Consider the following 19,649-nt stretch of genomic DNA (forward strand, 5'->3'; position numbering starts at 1 on the left):
CCTGCAAGGGGGGCCGCCCTTCGGGGCGGCCCCTTTATTATGTGCGGAGGGCGTTCGCGCAGGCCCCGGCCCGCCACGTCGCCTCCGGTGGACGTCGAGCACGGCCCGTCTCGCGAATTGTCCCTTTTGCTTGAATCGGGTGAAGGGAAGCGTTATTCTTGCGCGCTTTCTGAATCGCCCCGACCTCGGAGCATCGAACATCATGAGTACCATCAGCGCCAAGCCGGCCGAAGTCGAACGCGACTGGTTTCTCGTCGACGCCGACGGCAAGACCCTCGGCCGACTCGCCACCGAGATCGCACGCCGCCTGCGCGGGAAGCACAAGCCCGTGTACACGCCGCATGTCGATACCGGCGACTACATCGTCGTGATCAACGCGGAGAAGATTCGCGTCTCCGGCAACAAGGCCATGGACAAGAAGTACTTCCACCACACCGGTTATCCGGGTGGCATCAAGGAAGCCAACTTCACCCAGATGATCGAGCGTCATCCGGAGAAGGTGCTGGAGCTTGCCGTGAAGGGCATGCTGCCGCGCAACCCGCTTGGCCGGGCCATGTTCAAGAAGCTCAAGGTCTACGCCGGCACCGAACACCGGCATACGGCCCAGCAGCCGCAGCCGCTCGAAGTCTGAGCCGCCAGAATCAGCAAGGGAATCGATCCGAATGGCTACCAATCAGTATTACGGCACCGGCCGCCGCAAGACCGCCGCTGCGCGCGTCTTCCTGCGCCCGGGTACGGGCAACATCACGGTTAACCAGAAGCCGCTGGACGAGTTCTTCGGCCGCCAGACCTCGCGCATGGTCGTGCGCCAGCCGCTGGAGGCGACCGAGTCCACCGAAAACTTCGACGTGATCGCAACCGTCGAGGGCGGTGGTGGTAACGGCCAGGCCGGTGCGATCCGCTTGGGCATTGCCCGCGCCCTGGTGCAGTACAACGAAGAGCTGCGCTCGCCGCTGCGTCGTGGTGGTCATCTGACCCGCGATGCCCGCGAGGTGGAGCGGAAGAAGATCGGCCTGCGCAAGGCCCGTCGTGCAACCCAGTACTCGAAGCGTTAAAATTCGCCTCGAGTTTCTGCGGGACGCACGCGATCCGGTTTACTGGGGGATCGTCTAGCGGTAGGACTACGGACTCTGACTCCGTCAACCCAGGTTCGAATCCTGGTCCCCCAGCCATCCATAGAAAAGGGCCCCCTCGTGGGGCCTTTTTCTATGGATATATGAGCGAGCCCAGGGTTCGAACCTGGAAGGTTCGGCGAAGCGCAGCGGAGCACTGCACGCGCGCCGCGCGTGCAGCCCCGAAGGGGTGAGGCGGCGTAGCCGCCGAATCATCCTGGTCCCCCAGCCATGGCGGTGTGCCCCTCGATGGGGCTCACCGTCATTTGCTTCAGAATGGTCACTCCTTCAGGTGAAGCCCCTTCGCGGGGCCCTTTTCTATGGATATTTGAGCGAGTCCAGGGTTCGAACCTGGAAGGTTCGGCGAAGCGTAGCGAAGCACTGCGCGCGCGCCGCGCGTGCAGCCCCGAAGGGGTGAGGCGGCGCAGCCGCCGAATCATCCTGGTCCCCCAGCCATGGCGGTGTGCCCCTCAATGGGGCTCCCCGCCATTTGCCTCAAACTGGTCGCGACCTTCGGTAAAGGCCCCCTCGTGGGGCCCTTTTCTATGGATACTTGAGCGAGTCCAGGGTTCGAACCTGGAAGGTTCGGCGAAGCGCAGCGGAGCACTGCGCGCGCGCCGCGCGTGCAGCCCCAAAGGGGTGAGGCGGGGCAGCCGCCGAATCATCCTGGTCCCCCGCCATAGCGGTGTGCCCCTCGGTTTGGCATGTCCGCATTTCAGCATTGACGGGCAACCAACCATGCGGTGCTTCTGGCACGGGTCAGGCACGATCGCGCCCGTGAGTGGCAATCATTCCCTCAGGCCCTGCGGCGTCAATCTGCGTCCTGCCGAAGGTGGAGGGCTGTTGGCCCGGCCTCTTCTGGGTTGTGCTCCTCGGGTGGCTTCTCATCGTTGTCCCCGGCTCCGCTACAATCCCCGGGCGGGGATCGGGAATTGCAGGGAATTCTACGGTCTTTTCTCCGTCCAATAACCCAGAGCCCGTCCACGGGCCGAATGGATACGCATCAAGAAGAGGAGTGGAGCAAAGATGTCGGTACCCGATAACCCCTACGAGCCCGTGACCGTCGATACCACCGCCCACGAAGTGGAGGGCGCGGACACCTGGTACATGATCGGAATCTCCGGCATCCCGGACCCTGACAACCAGGGGCACACATCGAACGCCGGATTCGTTGTGACCGACGAAGGGGTGGTGGTCTACGACGCCCTGGGGACCCCGCCGCTGGGCTTCGAGATGATCCGCCGGATCCGTGAGGTGACCGACCAGCCGATCAAGTACGTGATCGCCGGGCATTACCATGCGGACCACATCTACGGCCTGCAGGCGTTCGCCGACCATACCGACGCGAAGATCATCGGTCAGGCACGGGCACGCGACTACCTCGGCGGGCCAGGCGCGGTGGCGCGACTGGAACAGCGTCGCGGGGTGCTGACGCCATGGGTGGACGAGGACACGCAGATCATCCCGCCGGACGAGTTCTTCGATGACGAGTACACCATCCGTCTGGGCGGCAAGACCTTTCGCTGCGTGCACGCCGGCCCGGCCCATTCACCCGACGACATCATCATGGTGGTGGAGGAGACGGGCGTGGTGTTTGCCGGTGACATCGTCTTTGACGGCCGTATCCCGTTTCTGGGGGACGACGCGCTGGATTCGGAGAACTGGGTCAATCGTCTGGAAGAACTGATGGAGATGGACCTGAAATTCCTGGTCCCGGGGCATGGCGAGGCCACCGATCAGGCAAGCCGAGCGGTGAAGTTTACGCGTGACTACCTGGTGAAGCTGCGCGAGCACATGGGCGCGGCCGTGGAGAACATGGAGACCTTCGACGAGGCCTACGCGGCCATGGACTGGAGCGACTACGAGGATCTCCCGGCCTTCGAGCAGACCAACCGCAGCAATGCCAACGCGGTCTATCTCGAGATGGAAGAAAAACTGTTCTGAACGCGCCGGCGTTCGGCAAGGGAGTCGCTGCATGACGCTGCATATTGACCCGAGCCTGCTGATGGCCATCCTGTCGCTGGTGGCGGGGATTCTGATCCTGATCCGTCCCCGGCTCCTCAATTACATCGTCGCGATCTACCTGATCGTGATCGGGGTGCTGGGGCTCCTGGCCCACTGGTAGGGCACACTGCGGGACCGCCCGGGCCGCGAGCCCGGGTAGTTCCCGGGGGATAGTTTGGTGCCCAAAAGCATGGACCAACAGTGCGACTTCATGCGCAGGGCGCGCGGACCCGTTACTCTTTGGCCTCACTTTGATCGGGGGGCCACGCCTCAATGACCGCCGAACGCGTTCGAGAAATACCCTACAACTACACCTCCTTCTCTGACCGCGAAATCGTTATCCGTTTCCTGGGATCCGATACCTGGGATCTCCTCAACGAGCTGCGTGGAGAGCGGCGGACGGGCGTGTCCGCGCGCATGCTGTTCGAGGTCCTGGGGGACATGTGGGTGGTCACCCGCAACCCGTATATCCAGGACGACCTGTTGGAGGACAAGAAGCGCCGCAAGGCGCTGATCGACGCCATGCAGCATCGCCTGGACCAGATCACGGCCCGGGCCGACGGCAACGAAAAGGCATTGAAGCTCGCCCAGCGTGCACAGGCGGCGGTGTCCGCCTTTGCCAAGGAATTCACCGACACCGCGGCGCTGCGCGATCAGGTGCGCAAGCGCATGAAGGGCCTCACGCACAAGGACAATATCCAGTTCGGCGGGCTGGCGCGGGTGTCCCACGTGACCGACGCGACCGACTGGCGCGTGGAACTGCCGTTCGTGGTACTGACCCCCGATTCCGAGGAAGAGATGGGGCCGCTGGTCGCGGCCTGCATCGAACTGGGCCTGACGGTGATTCCGCGCGGTGGCGGCACCGGCTACACCGGCAGCGCGGTCCCGCTGTCCAAGCGTTCCGCGGTGATCAATACGGAGAAGCTGGAGGGCCTCGGCGAGGTCAAGCGGCGACCGTTGCCGGGCGTGGAGCACGACGTGCCGGTGGTGCGCGTGGAGGCCGGCGTGGTCACCAAGCGCGTCTCCGAACTGGCCGATCGCAATGGCCTGGTGTTCGCGGTCGATCCGACCTCGCAGGATGCCTCGACCATCGGTGGCAACGTGGCGATGAACGCCGGTGGCAAGAAGGCCGTGCTGTGGGGTACCGCGCTGGACAACCTGGCGGCCTGGACGATGGTCACGCCCGAGGCGGAGTGGATGTACATCGAGCGCCTCGATCACAACCTGGGCAAGATCCACGACGCCGAGACGGTGCGCTTCCGCGTGACGCGCTATCAGCCGGATGGCAAGACCCCGAAGGGCGAGCCCGAGATCCTCGAGATGCCGGGGCAGCGCTTCCGCAAGCTGGGCTTGGGCAAGGACGTGACCGACAAGGCCCTGATGGGCGTGCCGGGCATCCAGAAGGAAGGCTGTGACGGCCTGATCACCTCGGCCGAGTTCATCCTGCACCGCATGCCCGACAACATCCGCACCGTGTGTCTCGAGTTCTACGGGACCGACCTGCACCAGGCCGTCCCGGCGATTGTCGAGATCAAGGACGCGGTGGATGCCGAGGACGACGTCCTGCTGGCCGGCCTCGAGCACCTGGACGAGCGCTATGTACGCGCGGTCAAGTACACGCCGAAAGGCGCGCGCGGCGACCTGCCGAAGATGGTGCTGGTCGCCGATATCGTCTCCGACGACGAGGATGCGCTGGGTCGGCTGGCCGCCAGCATGGTGCGCGCGGCCAATGCCCGAAACGGCGAGGGCTTCATTGCGGTCAGCCCCGAGGCGCGCAAGCGCTTCTGGGCGGATCGCGCCCGCACCGCGGCGATCGCCCACCACACCAACGCCTTCAAGATCAACGAGGACGTGGTGATCCCGCTGGAGCGTCTGGCGGAGTACACCGAGGGGATCGAATCCCTGAACGTGCGCGAGTCGCTGAAGAACAAGCTGACCATGGTCGACGAGGTGCTGGAGTGCATGCGCGGCGACCATCCCGAGCTGCGCGAGCTGCTGGACGACACCGGTGGCGAGGGTCAGCAGTGGTTCGAGTCCAAGCGCGAGCGCGCCGTGGAGGTCCTGGAGGCGGTGAAGAAGCGCTGGGAGGCGATCTCGGAGAACTTCTTCACGCTCGCGTCGGAGTGCGACGAGCTGCTCGACGAGTCGGCCCGCGCTGACCGTCGCGACCACGACAAGCTGATGAACCTGCTGCTGCGGCGCAGCCTGCGGATCTCCTACCGCGCCGAGGTCGAGCGCCCGCTGTTCGAGATCTTCGGTGGCCACCAGCTGGAGCCGGTGCGCAAGCGCCTGGCCGGGATCCACGACCGCGTGCTGACCAGCCGGCTGTTCATCGCCCTGCACATGCATGCGGGCGACGGCAACGTGCACACCAACATCCCGGTCAACTCCAACGACTACCAGATGATGCACCAGGCCGAGCGTCTGGTGGACGACGTGATGCGCCTGGCGCGCGAGCTGAACGGGGTGATCTCCGGCGAGCACGGGATCGGCCTGACCAAGATGCAGTACCTGGAACCCGAGCGCATCGAGTCGTTCGCGAAGTACAAGCAGCAGGTCGACCCGAACGGCGTGTTCAACGCCGGCAAGCTGCTCGAGGGCTCCGGGCTGTCCAATGCCTACACCCCTTCGCTGCGTCTGGTGAAGCAGGAGGCGCTGATCCTGGAGCAGAGCGAACTGGGCGATCTCAACGACGAGATCAAGGACTGCCTGCGTTGCGGCAAGTGCAAGCCGGAGTGCAATACGCATGTCCCGCGCGCCAATCTGCTCTACTCGCCGCGCAACAAGATCCTGGCCACCGGACTGATCGTCGAGGCCTTCCTCTACGAGGAGCAGACCCGCCGCGGGCTGTCGCTCAATCACTTCGAGGAGATGAACGACGTCGCGGATCACTGCACGATCTGCCACAAGTGCCTGAATCCGTGCCCGGTCGACATCGACTTTGGCGATGTGACCATGCACATGCGTTCGATCCTCAACAAGAAGGGCAAGCGCAAGGCGACGCCGGCCACGATGATGTCCATGGCCTTCCTCAACGCGAAGGATCCGGCCACCATCAAGGGCATCCGCAAGGGCGCGATCCAGATGGGCTATGCCGCCCAGCGTCTGGGGCACTTCGCGTTCAAGAAGCTGAACCTGACCGGCGAGGGCAAGACCCCGCGCTCCACGACCGGCAAGGCGCCGGTGCACGAGCAGGTGGTGCACTTCGTGAAGAAGCCGATGCCCGCCGGCCTGCCGAGCCAGACCACGCGGCAGATGCTGGGGCTGGAGGATTCGCGCTACGTGCCAATCCTGCGCGACCCGGTGAAGACCGATCTGGATTCGGATGCGGTGTTCTACTTCCCCGGCTGCGGCTCCGAGCGCCTGTTCAGCCAGGTGGGGCTGGCGACGCTGGCCATGCTCTACGACGTCGGCGCGCAGACCGTGCTGCCCCCGGGCTACCTGTGCTGCGGGTATCCGCAGAACGCCGGCGGCGACTTCGAGAAGGGCCAGCAGATCAGTACCGAGAATCGCGTGCTGTTCCACCGGCTGGCGACCACGCTCAACTACCTCGACATCAAGACCGTCGTGGTGTCCTGCGGGACCTGCATGGATCAGCTGCTGAAGTACGAGTTCGAGCGGATCTTCCCGGGCTGCCGCCTGCTCGACATCCACGAATACCTGATGGAGAAGGGCGTGAAGCTCGAGGGGCTCAAGGGCGTGCAGTACATGTACCACGACCCCTGCCACTCGCCGATGAAGTCGCACAAGCCGACCGACGTCGCCTCCAAGCTGATGGGGCAGGACGTCCTGCAGTCCAACCGCTGCTGCGGCGAGGCCGGCACGTTCGCGGTGAGTCGCCCGGACATCGCCACTCAGGTGCGCTTCCGCAAGCAGGAAGAACTGCACAAGGGCATCAAGGAGCTGACCGGCGAGGAGAAGGCAGAGAACGGCAACGTGAAGATGCTGACCTCCTGCCCGGCCTGTCAGCAGGGGCTTTCGCGCTATCGCGAGGACACCGGGCTGGATACCGACTACATCGTGGTCGAGATGGCCAACCGCCTGATGGGCGATGGCTGGCAGAAGAACTTCATCGAGCGGGCCCGCGAGGGCGGGATCGAGAAGGTCCTGCTGTAGTCCCCGTTGCACACAAAGGGTGCGGGTTGGCTACAATCGGGCGAGGCGCGCGGCCGGGCCGGGGAATAAAGCCCCGTCTGGCCGCGTCGCCCAACGGGCGTCGAATACGCCCCAACAGGGCCGCGGCAGTGCGTGCGGCATGTCCACCCGTCCATGCAAGGGAGTTCGCATGACCTTTCGCTCTTTGAGTCCCCGCCTTGCCGTCATGGCCCTCTGTGTCGGGCTGGCCGGTGCCCCTGTCGTGGCCAGTGCCCAGGCCTTTGTCGAGTTCCCCGGACGCAGCCTTTACGAGCGCTTTGGTGTGGATGCCGTGGACCTGTTCGATCTGCGCGGTCAGCTGTCGCGTTCCACGGTGATCGACGTCCGCCCGCGCCTGGAATACGACATCCTGCACATCGAGGGGGCGCATCACGTCCCGCTCGGGGCCCCGGATTTCGAGGACCAGGTCCGTGCACTGGAGGAGCAGCACGGTGGCCCGCTGGTGTTCTACTGCAACGGTCGTGAGAGCTATCTGTCGTATCGCGCCGCGGCGCGTGCCAACTCCGCGGGGCTGGGCCCGACCCAGGCGTATGATGCCGGCGTCAAGGACTGGGCGGAACGCTATCCCGGACTGGCACTCCTGCGCGGTGAGCCCATCGAGGACCCCGAGACGCAGTTGATTGCCGACGACGCCTTCGAGGCGCGTCTGCTGGAGGCCGACACCTTTGCCCGTCGCGTCCGCGAGAACGACGATGCCGTGGTGGTGGATGTGCGTGGCAACGAGGAACGCGACGAGATTTCGCTGTTCGCCGGGCGCGAGATCTCCGCGCCGCTGGAGAATATCGACACGCTCAATCGGATCGTCGACCAGGCCCGCCGGGACGGTGCCCCGCTGCTGATCTTCGACCAGAACGGGCAACAGGTGCGCTGGCTGCAGTATCACCTGGAGGAGCGGGGGGTCGAGGACTACCGCTTCCTCGAGGGCGGCCTGCAGCGCTTCTACGACGAGGTGATGGCGCGCTAGGCGAGGCCCGGAGCGTTTCCTGCATCCGCGTTTTTCGCACTGAAAAAGGGCCGGGATCATGCGATCCCGGCCCTTCTGTTTGACAGCGCGTGCGCTGGCGGCGGGTCAGCGCCGGAAAAGCGCCAGCAGGATCGAGATCACCACGCTGACGATGATCATGGTGGTGATCGGGAAATAGAACCGGCTGTTTTCCCCCTCGATCACGATATCCCCGGGCAAGCGGCCCCAGGGGATTTTGCCCAGCCAGGGCCAGAGCAGGCCGATCACCACGATCAGCCCGCCGATGACGATCAGCCACTTGCCCGTGTCGGTCATGGCGGTCGCCCGGACCGATTACTTGGCGGTCATCTCCTCGACGCCCGTGGACGAACCCACCAGCATCACGTCCGCCGGCCGCCGAGCGAACAGGCCGTTGGTCACGACACCGGCGATGTGGTCCAGCTCGGACTCCAGCTCCACCGGGTTCATGATGCGCAGGTTGTGCACGTCGAGGATCACGTTGCCGTTGTCGGTCTTGAAGCCCTCGCGCAGCTCCGGGTTGCCGCCCAGCTTCGACAGGGCGCGGGCGACATGGCTGCGGGCCATCGGGATCACCTCGACCGGCAGCGGGTAGGCGCCCAGGTAGTCCACGACCTTGGTCTCGTCGACCACGCACACGAAGGTCTTCGATGCGGCCGCGACGATCTTCTCGCGGGTCAGAGCCCCGCCCCCGCCCTTGGTCAGGTGCAGGTGCCGGGTGGCCTCGTCGGCGCCGTCCACGTAGATCGGCAGCGGGCCGGCGGAGTTCAGGTCCAGCACCTCGATGCCATGTCCGCGCAGGCGCTCGGCGCTGGCCTCGCTGGAGGCGACGGCCCCGTCGATCTTGCCCTTGATGCCCGCCAGGGCGTCGATGAAGTAGTTCGCGGTAGACCCGGTACCCACACCCACGATCCAGCCGCTCTCGATCCGTTCCAGCGCCGCCTCGGCCACGGCCTTCTTCATTTCGTCCTGATTCATCAACATCTCTCGCATGTACGATCCATAACCCATTGAGGATACCGACTGCTCCGGCCCCGGGACAAGCGGAACCGTGAACCGCTCGCATGCTATGGTTTCGCCATGCAAATCCCCTATCTCGAGAAGATCCTGACGGCGCGCGTCTACGACGTGGCCCGAGAGACACCCCTGGACTCGATGCCGACCCTGTCGCAGCGCCTGGGCTCGACGCTCTGGCTCAAGCGCGAGGACCTGCAGCCGGTGTTCTCGTTCAAGCTGCGCGGCGCCTACAACAAGATCGCTCAGTTGACCCCGGAACAGCGCGCCAAGGGCGTGGTGGCGGCCTCCGCGGGCAATCATGCCCAGGGGGTCGCGCTGGGGGCGAATCACCTCGGCATCAAGGCCGTGATCGTGATGCCGGTGACCACGCCCTCGATCAAGATCGCCGCGGTGCGTCGTTTCGGCGGCAAGGCCGTACTCCACGGGGATTCCTTCGACGAGGCCGCCGCCCACGCCCGCGAGCTGGAAGCCAAGCACGGCTACACTTTCATCCATCCGTTCGACGACCCCGACGTGATTGCCGGGCAGGGCACGGTGGCCATGGAGCTGCTGCGTCAGCATCCGGGCGAACTCGATGCTGTGTTCGTCTGTATCGGAGGCGGGGGGCTCGCCGCTGGCATGGCGGCCTATATCAAGCGCCTGCGCCCGGAGATCAAGGTCATCGGTGTGGAGCCGGACGACGCGCCCTCGATGTACAAGGCGCTGCAGCAGAACCGCCGGGTCAACCTCAAGCAGGTCGGTATCTTTGCCGACGGCGCGGCGGTGCGCCAGGTCGGCAAGGAGACCTTCCGCCTGTGCCGCGATCTTGTCGACGAGGTCCTGCTGGTGGATACCGACTCCATCTGTGCGGCCATCAAGGATGTCTTCGACGATACCCGCGTGGTCGCCGAGCCGGCCGGTGCCCTGGCGGTGGCCGGGATGAAACAGTACCTCCAGCGCGAGGGCGTGCAGGGCGGAAACTTCGCTGCGGTCTTAAGCGGCGCCAACATCAATTTCGACCGGCTGCGCCATGTGGCCGAACGCGCCGAGATCGGCGAGCATCGCGAGGCCCTGTTCGCGGTCACCATCCCGGAGCGCCCGGGGAGTTTCCGCCAGTTTTGCCAGGCTATCGGCAAGCGCGGGATCACCGAGTTCAACTACCGCTATGCCGACGACGAGCACGCGCAGGTGTTCGCCGGGATCAAGCTGGAGGGCGGTGATCACGAGCGCCGGGAGATCCTGGAGGCCCTGGAGGGGGCGGGGTACGAGGTGCTCGATATGACCGAGAACGAGGTCGCCAAGCTGCACCTGCGGCATATGGTCGGCGGCCATGGGGGCGAGGTCCGCAATGAGCGGATCTATCGCTTCGAGTTTCCGGAGCGACCCGGGGCGTTGCTCAATTTCCTGACGCATATGGGGCAGACCTGGAATATCAGCCTGTTCCATTACCGCAATCATGGGGCGGCCTACGGGCGTGTGCTGGTCGGTATGCAGATCCCGTCCGAGGATCGGGCCCGGTTCCGCGAGTTCCTGAAGGAGGTCGGGTATCCGTGGCACGAGGAGACCAGTAACCCGGCCTACTCCCTCTTCCTCCGCTGACCGCATCTCACCAGGCGCTTGTTCGTCAGCGCAGGCAGGTCCTTCGTCTGGCTGTCTGCCTCGTGGTGGCTGGTCCTGGTTCGTCCTCCGGTGTTTACGGTGCCGTCGGTCCGCAACCTGCCGATTTTTGGCTAGGCCTGGTTCGTCCTCTGGTGTTTACGGTGGCTTCGGTCCACGTACTGCCGTGCGCTGACTCGCCAGCGCGCCGCGAGGTCCTTTCTTGCTTGCCCAAGAAAGGACCCAAAGAAGGGCACCCGGATTTCGCCCGGGAACCTCGCTCCGGACGTGCTGGGCCGGCGGCGCTGAACTCGCTGCGCTGCGCTCCGCTCAGACATCCAGCGCCTTCTTCCGGCCCATCACGCCCTCCGCGAGGGGCTCCATACGGGAGGCGAAGGTCAAAACCGAACGCATCACCATGTTTGCGCCTAACCATAGGCAATGCCGCTCGAAAGCCCCTGGCGCCCGCTGCGCGGGCGCGGCACGCAACGGCCGCAGGCCGAGCGTGCCCGAGATGTGCGAAGACCCAGCCTTCATCCATTAGCAATCTCGTCGGAACCGCCGTTGTCTTGACCTTGACCCCCCGTTGTCGTCGCGCCGAGTGGAGAGGGTTTTCGCGGGATCAGAGGCGCTGGATGTCTGAGCGAAGCCGCAGGCGCAGCGAGTTCAGCGCCGCCCGCGAAAAGCCTCGGAGCGAGGGAAGCCCCGGCCCGCACAGCGGGCCGGGGTCGCGGCAGTCGGGCGTGTTTCTTGGGTACTTCTTTGCACGAGCAAAGAAGTACCTCGCGGCGCGCTGGCGAGTCAGCGCACGGCAGGCGGCGGACCGAAGCCACCGTAAACACCAGAGGACGAACCAGGCCTAGCCAAAAATCGGCAGGTTGCGGACCGACGGCACCGTAAACACCAGAGGACGAACCAGGACCAGCCACAACAAGGCAGGCGGCTGGATGACAGCGGCGAGTGCCTGGAAGGCGGTGTGCGGTAGCGGGTGGGTCAGGCGGGGCAGGGCGTCTGCCAGGTGGTGACGCGGGCCGGGTCGCCGTCGGTGTGATCGAGGCGGGCAAGCGTCATGCAGTTGCCCCAGACGCAGCCACTGTCCAGCGCCAGCCAGTCCGCCCCCACCCGATGCCCGAGCGCGGCCCAGTGTCCGAACACGATCGGGTGCCCGGCGGCGGCTCGTTCCGGCATCCGGAACCAGGGCCGGAGATCAAAGGGCGCTTCCTCGGGCGGGCCATTGCCGGCGAACTCCAGGCCGCCGTCCGCGGTGAGATAGCGCATGCGGGTACAGGCATTGATGGTGTAGCGCAGGCGCTCGTATCCGTCGAGATCGGGGCTCCAGTGGCTGGGTTCGTCGCCGTACATGACCTCGAACAGCGCGTGGCGTCGTGCCGGGTCGCGCAGCTCGGCCTCCACGCGCCGGGTCTCGCGCGCGGCCGTCTCCGGGTCCCAGGCGGGCGGGAGTCCGGCATGCACCAGGGTCCAGCCGCTGGCGGTGTCGCGGTGCAGCAACGGGCGCTGGGCCAGCCAGTCGAGCAGGTCCGCGGCATCCGGGGCATCCAGCACCGGGCGCAGGGTGTCCTTGCCACCGGGCGTGCGCACGCCCTGTGCGGTGGCGAGCAGGTGGAGGTCGTGGTTGCCGAGGACCGTCGTGGCGGCATCGCCCAGGTCCATGACCCGGCGCAGGCAGCCCAGCGAGTCCGGGCCGCGGTTGACCAGGTCGCCGACCAGCCACAGGTGGTCCTCCGCCGGATCGAACCGCACCTGTTCCAGGAGTCGATCCAGCGGGTCCAGACAGCCCTGGAGATCCCCAACGGCGTACAGCGCCATCGTTCCGCCCGGCCTAGTGCAGGGTGCGCGGGACGGAGAGGGTGAACGGCGGGATCGGCGCGTCGAAGGTGTTGCCGCGTTCGTCGCGCATGCCGTAGGAGCCCTCCATGGTGCCGACCGGGGTCTCGATGACCGTGCCGCTGGTGTATTCGAAGCTGTCGCCGGGCGCGATGCTCGGCTGTTCGCCGACCACCCCCTCGCCACGGACCTCCTGCGTCTGGTCGCGGCCGTCGCGGATGATCCAGTGGCGGTTGAGCAGTTGCACGGTCAGCGCGCCGGCGTTGCGAATGACCACGTGATAGGCGAACACGTAGCGGTCGTCATCCGGCTCGGACTGGTCCTCCACGTAGGCGGTGGACACCTCGATCTCGATGGTATGGGCTTCGGCGTCGTGCTCTTGGGGCGGGTTCATGCGGTTGTGGCTCCAGGTTTGAGCGGGAGACCCGGCATCAGGGGGTCGCGGACCGGCTGGCGCAGACGGCGGCGCCCAGCAGGCCCGGTTCGGGGTGCATGATAAGGGCCACGGGCAATTGCTCAAGCAAGTGGGTCATCGGTGGGCGATTCCGGAAGGCACAGCGAAAGCGCGGGCCACGGAAGGCGTCGACCCAGCGGGGCGCGATCCCGCCGGCCAGGTAAATGCCGCCGGTGGGGAGCGCGGTCAGGGCCATGTCGGCCAGCTGTCCGGCATACAGCCCGACGAAGCGGTCGATCACGTTCTCGGCGGCCGGGTGGCCCGCCCGGGCCAGTTCGCCGATAGCGGCTGCCGGGTCCCGCGCGGCAAGGGCCTCCGCCAGCTCGGGATCCGCTTGCCGGTCGAGCTCGAACTGGCCGATGCGGGCGATCCCGCGCCCGCTCAGCAGGTGTTCGCGCGTGCAGTAGCCCAGTTCGCGGCTTACGAAATCGCCCAGCGCGGCCTCTTCGGGCCCGGCGGGCGAGAAGCGCGCGTGTCCGCCCTCGCCGGGATAGATGGCGGGCCGGCCGGGCGGACCCACCAGACAGGTGCCCAGCCCGGTGCCGGCCCCCGCGACCAGGCGCAGGCCCGCCGGATCGGGTGTCGCGTGCTGGAGGGTCTCGCAGTCGCCGGGTTGCAGCGCGTCGAGGCTCGCGCCGATGGCGGCGAAGTCGTTGAGGAGCGTGACCGGCATACCCAGGCGTTCGCCGAGGCTGGCGGCCTCCAGGGCGGGCCAGTCCAGGTTGGTCACGCGTGCCCGGCCCTGATGGACCGGGCCGGCCACCGCGAGTCCGGCGGCGGCGAACGTATCCACTGTGGCGTATTCGTGGCGCCAGTGCTCAAGGATGCTGGCGAGGTCCGGATGCTCGCGGCTCGGGTAGCGTTGCGCCTCGTGCAGGGACCAGCCATCCGCCTCGCGGCGGGCGCGCGCGACACGGGTGTTGGTTCCGCCGACATCGGCAACGATCAGGTCCATGGGTTCATGGTAGCGGATCGTGGTGACCGGTGGCTCAGTGCGCGCCTGCGTGGATCTGCCGGGCCAGGGCCTCGAACCCGCTGATGTCGACGTTCTCCGGCCGTTCCCCGGGGTCCAGCCCGGCGGCCTCCAGGTCCGCGATCGTGGCCAGACCGGACAGCCCGCGGCGCAGCGTCTTGCGGCGGCTGGAAAAGGCCTGGTTCACCACCCGCGCGAAGGTCGGGTACAGCGCCGGTGCGACCCGCGGCTCGGCCAGGGGCGTGATGCGCACCACGCTGGAGTAGACCTTGGGCGGCGGGTGAAAGGCCCCGGGCGGCACCGTGAACAGGGCCGTGGCCGAGGCCCGGGCGGCCAGCATGACGGTCAGGCGGCCGTAGCGCTTGCTGCCGGGCGCGGCGGTCATGCGTTCCACCACCTCGCGCTGCAGCAGGAAGTGCATGTCGCGGATTGCGCCGACCTGTTCGAGGAGATGGAACATCAGCGGGGTGGAGATGTTGTAGGGCAGGTTGCCGACCACGCGCCAGCCGCGTTCGGGCAGGGGGCCGAGATCGGCCAGCCGCATGTCCAGGGCGTCGCCCACGTGCAGGTCCAGGCGCTCCGGAGGGAAACCGGCGCGCAGCCCGGCGGCCAGGTCGCGGTCGATCTCCACGGCGACGAGGTGGTCCAGGCGCTCCAGCAGCGCCGCGGTCAAGGCGCCGCGGCCGGGCCCGATCTCGAGTACGGCGTCTCCTGGCTGCGGGTCGATCGCCGCGACAATGCGCGCGAGGATGCCGGCATCGTGCAGGAAGTTCTGGCCGAAGCGCTTGCGGATCGGCGACGAGGTCTTGAGGCGGGTCATGTCCCCGAGATGCTCCTGCTGGCGGCGGCACGGGCCGCGGCACGGGCCGCGAGGGTTTCCGCCAGGCGTTCGGCGGCCTGGAAGCTGCCGACCTCCGCGCGCCCGGTGCCGGCCAGGTCCAGTGCGGTGCCGTGATCCACCGAGGTGCGGATGAAGGGCAGGCCCAGGGTCACGTTGATGGCCCCGCCAAAGCCGGCGTGCTTGAGGACCGGCAGGCCCTGATCGTGATACATGGCCAGCACCGCGTCGACGCCTTCGAGCGCGCGCGGGGTGAACGCGGTGTCGGCCGGGAGTGGGCCGCGCAGATGCATGCCGGCCTCTCGCAGGCGATCCAGGGTCGGGGTGATGATCTCGATCTCCTCGCGTCCGAGGACGCCGTCCTCGCCGGCGTGCGGGTTCAGGCCGCAGACCGCGATCACGGGTTCGTCGATGCCGAAGTCACGGCGCAGGTCGTGGTGCAGCACGCGGGTCACGGCCTCCAGGCGTTCGGCCGTGATGGCGTCGGGGACCGCGCGCAGGGGCAGATGGGTGGTCACCAGCGCGACTCGCAGCGTCTCGGTGGCCAGCATCATCACCGGCGTCGGTGCCTCGGCGCGCTCGGCCAGCCACTCGGTGTGACCACTGAAGGCGATACCGGCGCGGTTGATCACGCCCTTGTGGACCGGGCCGGTGGCCATGGCCTCGAAGGTGCCGTCCAGGCAGCCGTCGGCGGCTTTGGCCAGCAGGGCCAGTACGTGTTCGGCGTTGGCGGGGTTCAGGGTGCCGGCGACCACCGGGACGGCGACCGGTACCGGCAGGATCTCCAGGGTGTGGGCCGGGGTGGGCTCGCGCGGGCGTTGCGGGTCGAAGGGCACCAGGCGCAGGGACTCGCCCAGCTGGTGGGCACGGGCCTCCAGCACGCCAGGATCGGCGATGGCGACGCGCTGCGCCTGGCCGCGCTGCCGCGCCATGGCGATCAGCAGATCGGGCCCGATCCCGGCGGGATCGCCGGCGGTCAGGGCCAGACGCGGGACCGGGTGGGCCCCGCGCGGATCAGGAGCCGAAGCCGTCGACCCGGTATTCGACATAGGCCTCGTCCCGCAGGCGGCGCAGCCACAGCTCGAGCTCTTCGTCGCGCTTGCGGTTCTGCAGGATCTCGCGGGCGCGGGCCCGGATCTGTTCGCGCGAGGTGTCCACCTCGCGGCGCTCCAGGACCTCGATGATGTGCCAGCCGAACTGGCTCTCCACCGGCTCGCTGACCACGCCCGGTTCCAGCGCCTGCATGGCCTCCTCGAAGGCGGGAACCAGTTCGCCCGGGCTGACCCACCCGAGGGTGCCGCCCTGGGCGGCCGAGCCGGGGTCGTCGGAGTTGGCGCGGGCGAGGTCCTCGAAGCTGGCGCCCTCGCGGATGCGGTTATACAGGGACTGCGCCTGGCGGCGCGCGTCCTCGTCGCTGCGCACCTGGTCCGGGCTGATCAGGATGTGGCGTACCCGGGTCTGCTGCACGCGGGTCTGGTCACCGCCCTCGCGGTCCAGCAGCTTCATGATGTGGAAACCGCTGGGGGAGCGCAGGACATCGCTGACCTCGCCGGTCCGCATCAGTACGGCCTCGCGGGCGAACACGGTGGGGATCTCGCCGGCGGAACGCCAGCCCAGATCGCCGCCGTCCAGGGCCTGCGGCCCTTCGGATTCGCTGATGGCGACGGTGGCGAAGTCCTCGCCCTCGCGCACGCGGTCGCGCAGCGACTCGGCCTTTTGGCGCGCCTCGGCGATCTGCCGGGCGTCGGCGCCCTGGGGCAGGACGACCATGATCTGGGCGATGCGGTAGCGCACGCCGCGGTCAATGGCGCCACTCTCGGAGGCGATGAGGTCGGCGATCTCCTGATCGGAGACGCGGACGCGCTGGTCGACCTGGCGGCGCTGCAGCTGGTTGACGGTCAGTTCGTGGCGGATCTGCTCGCGAAAGGCGTTGAAGTCCACGCCGTCCTGCATCAGAGCCTGGCGCAGCTGCGGCAGGGTCATGCGGTTCTCGCGGGCGATGTTCTCCATCGCGCGGTTCAGGGTCATCTCGTCGATGTTGATGCCGACGCGCTCGGCCTCCTGCAGCTGCACGCGCTCGACGATCAGGCGCTCCATGACCTGGCGCGCCAGGGTGTCCTGGTCGGGCGGACGGTTACCGTGCTCGATCATCTGCTGGGCGACCAGGTTCATGCGCTCCACCAGCTCGCGCTGGGTGATCACGTCGTCGCCCACCACCGCCAGGATGCGGTCGGTGAAGCGGTCGCCCTCGGGCGTGATGGGCGCCGCCGGGGTACCGCCGTCACGGGCGGCCCCGGGCGTGACCGGTGCCTCGACCGCGCCCTGCGAGAGCCCGCCGGGTGCCGACCCGGGCGTCTGGGCCATGGCCGGCAGGCCGAGGCCGTAGACCAGGACGGCCAGCAGGGGCAGCAGGGTGCGGACCCCGCCGCGGCGTTGTTCAGGGACGTGCGTCATATCCGGCAATACCCTCGCGCAATAGCGAATCCACGCCGGAATCGAACCTTGCCAGGCCGTCCAGCGTGAGTTGGAAGTAGATCGAGTTGTCGTAGGTCTCGTCGAAGCTGTACGCGCGGCGCGCCACCACACGGATACCATAGCAGCAACTACGATACTGAAGCCCGGCCAGAAGTTCGAGGTCGCGTTCTTCCTGCAGGCTGTAGTTCCAGCGGCCGATCGCGTCGATGCGATCGGTGACCGGCCACATCACGGAGACGTCGGTCTGGTCGATGGAGCGGGCGCCGGCCTCGCGCTGGCGGTAGCCGACGTTGATCCGCGCGCGCTCGGAGGGGTGGTAGCCGACCGAGATCGCGGCCAGGGTGGTTTCGCGCGCGTCCTCGTTGTAGAGGATGGAGCCGCGGCCGCTCCAGGCATCGCCGATGCGCACGCGACCTTCCAGGGCCAGGTCCGAACGCGAGTCCGTCAGCGGGTCCTGTCCGGTACCGCGGCGGACCTCGCGGTCCTCGAGGTAGTGGATCTGACCGGCGGACAGGCTCAGGCGCTCGCGCCCGGTCTGCTGGTCGAGGATGCGGGTGGTCAGGGCGGTGGTGACCTGATGGGTATCGCCCACGCGGTCGGCGCCGACGAAACGGTCCAGGCTGAACAGGTTGTCGAAGCTGAAGTCGGCCTCGCCGGTGTCGAAGATCGGGATGTCGTCCTGGTCGCGGTAGGGCACGTAGCCGTAGAAGATGCGCGGTTCCAGGGTCTGCAGGCGGCGGCCGTTGGCGATGGAACGTTCGAAGATCAGCCCGGTGTCGATCGAGGCGCGTGGTACCGTCCGGCTGATCGATTCCGGACCGCTGGTCTGGTCGCGGCGGTCCAGTTCGTAGCGGGTATGGCGGACACCGGTGGCGGGTTCGAAGAAGAAGCCGCCGGTGTCATGGCGCCAGCGGACCTCGGGATTCAGGTCGAGGCGGGTACCCACGGGGCGCCCGGACTGGTCCTCGCTGCGCTCGAAGCGCACCAGTTCGGTATCCAGATCCCAGGAGATGCCGTGGCCCAGATATTCCCCGGCCTCCAGCGTGATCTGTGGCAGCCGCTGGTAGGGCTCGCCGGCGGCGCTCAGCTCGGGGTCGACGATCTGGTAGTCCTCGATGCGGGTGCGCAGGCGATAGGCCGGCTGGTTCCAGGTCAGGTCGGCGGATCGGCGCAGATAGGGCGTCGAACCCGCATAGCGGTCCGAGTTGCCGAAGTCGAAGAAGTATTCCCGGTCGGAGACATCCGCGGCGTCGACGCGCAGGTTCAGATTGGAGGTGATGCGGGTCTGGTGGCGCCACTGGGCGAAGTGGCGGTCTTCGCCGGTCTCGCGGTCGTCCGGCAGGTAGCGCACGTCGAGTACGCCATTGTGCCGGGGCTGGAGGTAGCGAAACTCGGTGCCGAGCATGATTCCGCGATCGGCCATGATGCGAGGCGTGAAGGTCGCGTCGTAGTTGGGCGCGATGTTCCAGTACCAGGGCGTCGCGAGATCGAAGCCGGTGCGGCCGCCGGTGCCCGCGCTGGGCAGCAGGAAGCCGCTCTTGCGGCGGTCGTCCAGCGGGAAGTTGATATACGGGGTGTAGGCGATGGGTACACCCTTGAAGCGGATGGTCGCATTGCGGGCCACGCCCACGCCGGTCTCGCGATCGAGCTCCAGATCCCGGGTGCGCAGCCACCAGGAATCGTTGCCGACCGGGCAGGTGGTGTATTCGGCCTCCTCGAAGTCGTGACGGTGCGGGGCGTGCTGGACGCCCAGGGCGGCACTGCCCCGGGCCGGGATGGACTGCACCAGGAAGTCGATCCTGCGGAACTCGCCGGTCTCCGCGTCCAGGCGGTATTCCCCGCCCTCGGTGTGCAGCAGCAGGTCGCCGTCGAACAGGCGGGTGTCACCTTCGGTTCGGGCGGTGCCGGTGGCGCGGTCGTATTCGAGGAATTCGGTGTCCAGGCGCTGTCCGCCTTCGAACAGCTGGACGTTGCCCGAGGCCGAGATGCGTTCGCCGTCCCGGCGCACCTGGTCGGCGTCGATCTCGGTGAGGCCGCCCTCGAGGGTGCGCAGCTCGGGCCACTCGACCCCCGGGGCGAACTCGCATCCCGGGGGGCGCTCCTCCGCGGGCAGCGCGAGCGGGAGCAGCGCCGCGGTCACCAGGCCGATCCCGCACGCGACCGGCCGCGCGATCGGGCGATGGCGCGGCGCGGGGTTGGCGGGCCGGCGGCTCATCCCG

At 67.4% G+C, this 19,649-nt stretch carries 17 protein-coding genes and 1 tRNA gene; 8 read left to right on the forward strand and 10 right to left on the reverse strand.

Features of this window, described 5'->3' with window-relative positions; all coding sequences use genetic code 11:
* Window positions 1-202: 202 nt before the first annotated feature.
* The 7 genes from rplM to D105_RS0109880 all read left to right on the forward strand — a co-directional run bounded on the left by rplM (window position 203) and on the right by D105_RS0109880 (window position 8,235).
* Window positions 203-631, forward strand: a complete 429-nt coding sequence (gene rplM, locus D105_RS0109850; RefSeq protein WP_017940583.1) for a 50S ribosomal protein L13 — start codon at window positions 203-205, stop codon at window positions 629-631.
* 31 nt (window positions 632-662) lie between these two features.
* On the forward strand, window positions 663-1,055 hold the full coding sequence (gene rpsI, locus D105_RS0109855) for a 30S ribosomal protein S9 (protein ID WP_018867174.1): 393 nt from the start codon (window positions 663-665) through the stop codon (window positions 1,053-1,055).
* A gap of 43 nt (window positions 1,056-1,098) precedes the next feature.
* Window positions 1,099-1,172: transfer RNA gene (locus tag D105_RS0109860), tRNA-Gln, on the forward strand.
* A 966-nt stretch (window positions 1,173-2,138) separates the two neighbouring features.
* Window positions 2,139-3,056 carry an MBL fold metallo-hydrolase gene (locus tag D105_RS0109865; protein ID WP_018875840.1) on the forward strand — a complete coding sequence of 306 codons (918 nt, stop codon included), beginning with the start codon at window positions 2,139-2,141 and terminating at the stop codon, window positions 3,054-3,056.
* 31 nt (window positions 3,057-3,087) lie between these two features.
* Window positions 3,088-3,237, forward strand: coding sequence for a DUF3096 domain-containing protein (locus D105_RS14755; protein ID WP_018867185.1), 150 nt, complete (start codon window positions 3,088-3,090; stop codon window positions 3,235-3,237).
* A gap of 152 nt (window positions 3,238-3,389) precedes the next feature.
* Complete coding sequence (locus D105_RS0109875; RefSeq protein WP_018878296.1) at window positions 3,390-7,232, forward strand: DUF3683 domain-containing protein; 3,843 nt, start codon at window positions 3,390-3,392, stop codon at window positions 7,230-7,232.
* Window positions 7,233-7,401: 169 nt separating this feature from the next.
* Complete coding sequence (locus D105_RS0109880) at window positions 7,402-8,235, forward strand: rhodanese-like domain-containing protein (RefSeq protein WP_026279275.1); 834 nt, start codon at window positions 7,402-7,404, stop codon at window positions 8,233-8,235.
* A 105-nt stretch (window positions 8,236-8,340) separates the two neighbouring features.
* Here the strand turns inward: D105_RS0109880 and D105_RS0109885 are convergent, their stop codons facing one another.
* Window positions 8,341-8,550 (reverse strand): DUF2905 domain-containing protein, encoded by a 210-nt coding sequence (locus D105_RS0109885; RefSeq protein ID WP_018867188.1) that lies wholly within the window; start codon window positions 8,548-8,550, stop codon window positions 8,341-8,343.
* A gap of 18 nt (window positions 8,551-8,568) precedes the next feature.
* Window positions 8,569-9,231, reverse strand: coding sequence for a ribose-5-phosphate isomerase RpiA (gene rpiA / locus D105_RS0109890; RefSeq protein ID WP_026279276.1), 663 nt, complete (start codon window positions 9,229-9,231; stop codon window positions 8,569-8,571).
* Window positions 9,232-9,333: 102 nt separating this feature from the next.
* On the opposite strand from rpiA, the gene ilvA reads away from it, so the two are divergent.
* Window positions 9,334-10,848, forward strand: coding sequence for a threonine ammonia-lyase, biosynthetic (gene ilvA, locus D105_RS0109895; protein ID WP_018878297.1), 1,515 nt, complete (start codon window positions 9,334-9,336; stop codon window positions 10,846-10,848).
* 327 nt (window positions 10,849-11,175) lie between these two features.
* Here ilvA and D105_RS15260 read toward each other — a convergent pair whose 3' ends face one another.
* The 8 genes from D105_RS15260 to D105_RS0109935 form a co-directional block, all read right to left on the reverse strand.
* Window positions 11,176-11,382, reverse strand: a complete 207-nt coding sequence (locus tag D105_RS15260) for a hypothetical protein (protein ID WP_018875836.1) — start codon at window positions 11,380-11,382, stop codon at window positions 11,176-11,178.
* 456 nt (window positions 11,383-11,838) lie between these two features.
* Entirely contained in the window at window positions 11,839-12,672 is an 834-nt protein-coding gene (locus tag D105_RS0109905; protein WP_018878298.1) for a symmetrical bis(5'-nucleosyl)-tetraphosphatase, read from the reverse strand.
* 13 nt (window positions 12,673-12,685) lie between these two features.
* A complete protein-coding gene (gene apaG, locus D105_RS0109910; protein ID WP_018867192.1) occupies window positions 12,686-13,084 on the reverse strand; it encodes a Co2+/Mg2+ efflux protein ApaG in 399 nt (132 codons plus the stop codon).
* 37 nt (window positions 13,085-13,121) lie between these two features.
* Entirely contained in the window at window positions 13,122-14,099 is a 978-nt protein-coding gene (locus D105_RS0109915; protein ID WP_018867193.1) for an ROK family protein, read from the reverse strand.
* Between the two features lie 34 nt (window positions 14,100-14,133).
* Window positions 14,134-14,937 carry a 16S rRNA (adenine(1518)-N(6)/adenine(1519)-N(6))-dimethyltransferase RsmA gene (gene rsmA, locus D105_RS0109920; protein ID WP_018867194.1) on the reverse strand — a complete coding sequence of 268 codons (804 nt, stop codon included), beginning with the start codon at window positions 14,935-14,937 and terminating at the stop codon, window positions 14,134-14,136.
* Window positions 14,934-16,004: a 4-hydroxythreonine-4-phosphate dehydrogenase PdxA gene (gene pdxA / locus D105_RS0109925; protein ID WP_018878299.1), complete on the reverse strand. Its 1,071-nt coding sequence runs from the start codon at window positions 16,002-16,004 to the stop codon at window positions 14,934-14,936. Before pdxA ends, rsmA begins: the two co-directional genes overlap by 4 nt.
* Complete coding sequence (locus D105_RS0109930) at window positions 15,970-17,409, reverse strand: peptidylprolyl isomerase (protein ID WP_018878300.1); 1,440 nt, start codon at window positions 17,407-17,409, stop codon at window positions 15,970-15,972. The genes pdxA and D105_RS0109930 overlap by 35 nt, the downstream gene beginning before the upstream one ends.
* Window positions 17,393-19,645, reverse strand: a complete 2,253-nt coding sequence (locus D105_RS0109935) for an LPS-assembly protein LptD (RefSeq protein WP_018878301.1) — start codon at window positions 19,643-19,645, stop codon at window positions 17,393-17,395. The genes D105_RS0109930 and D105_RS0109935 overlap by 17 nt, the downstream gene beginning before the upstream one ends.
* Window positions 19,646-19,649 lie beyond the last annotated feature (4 nt).

The organism is Thioalkalivibrio sp. ALE28 (assembly GCF_000377425.1).
GTDB lineage: Bacteria > Pseudomonadota > Gammaproteobacteria > Ectothiorhodospirales > Ectothiorhodospiraceae > Thioalkalivibrio.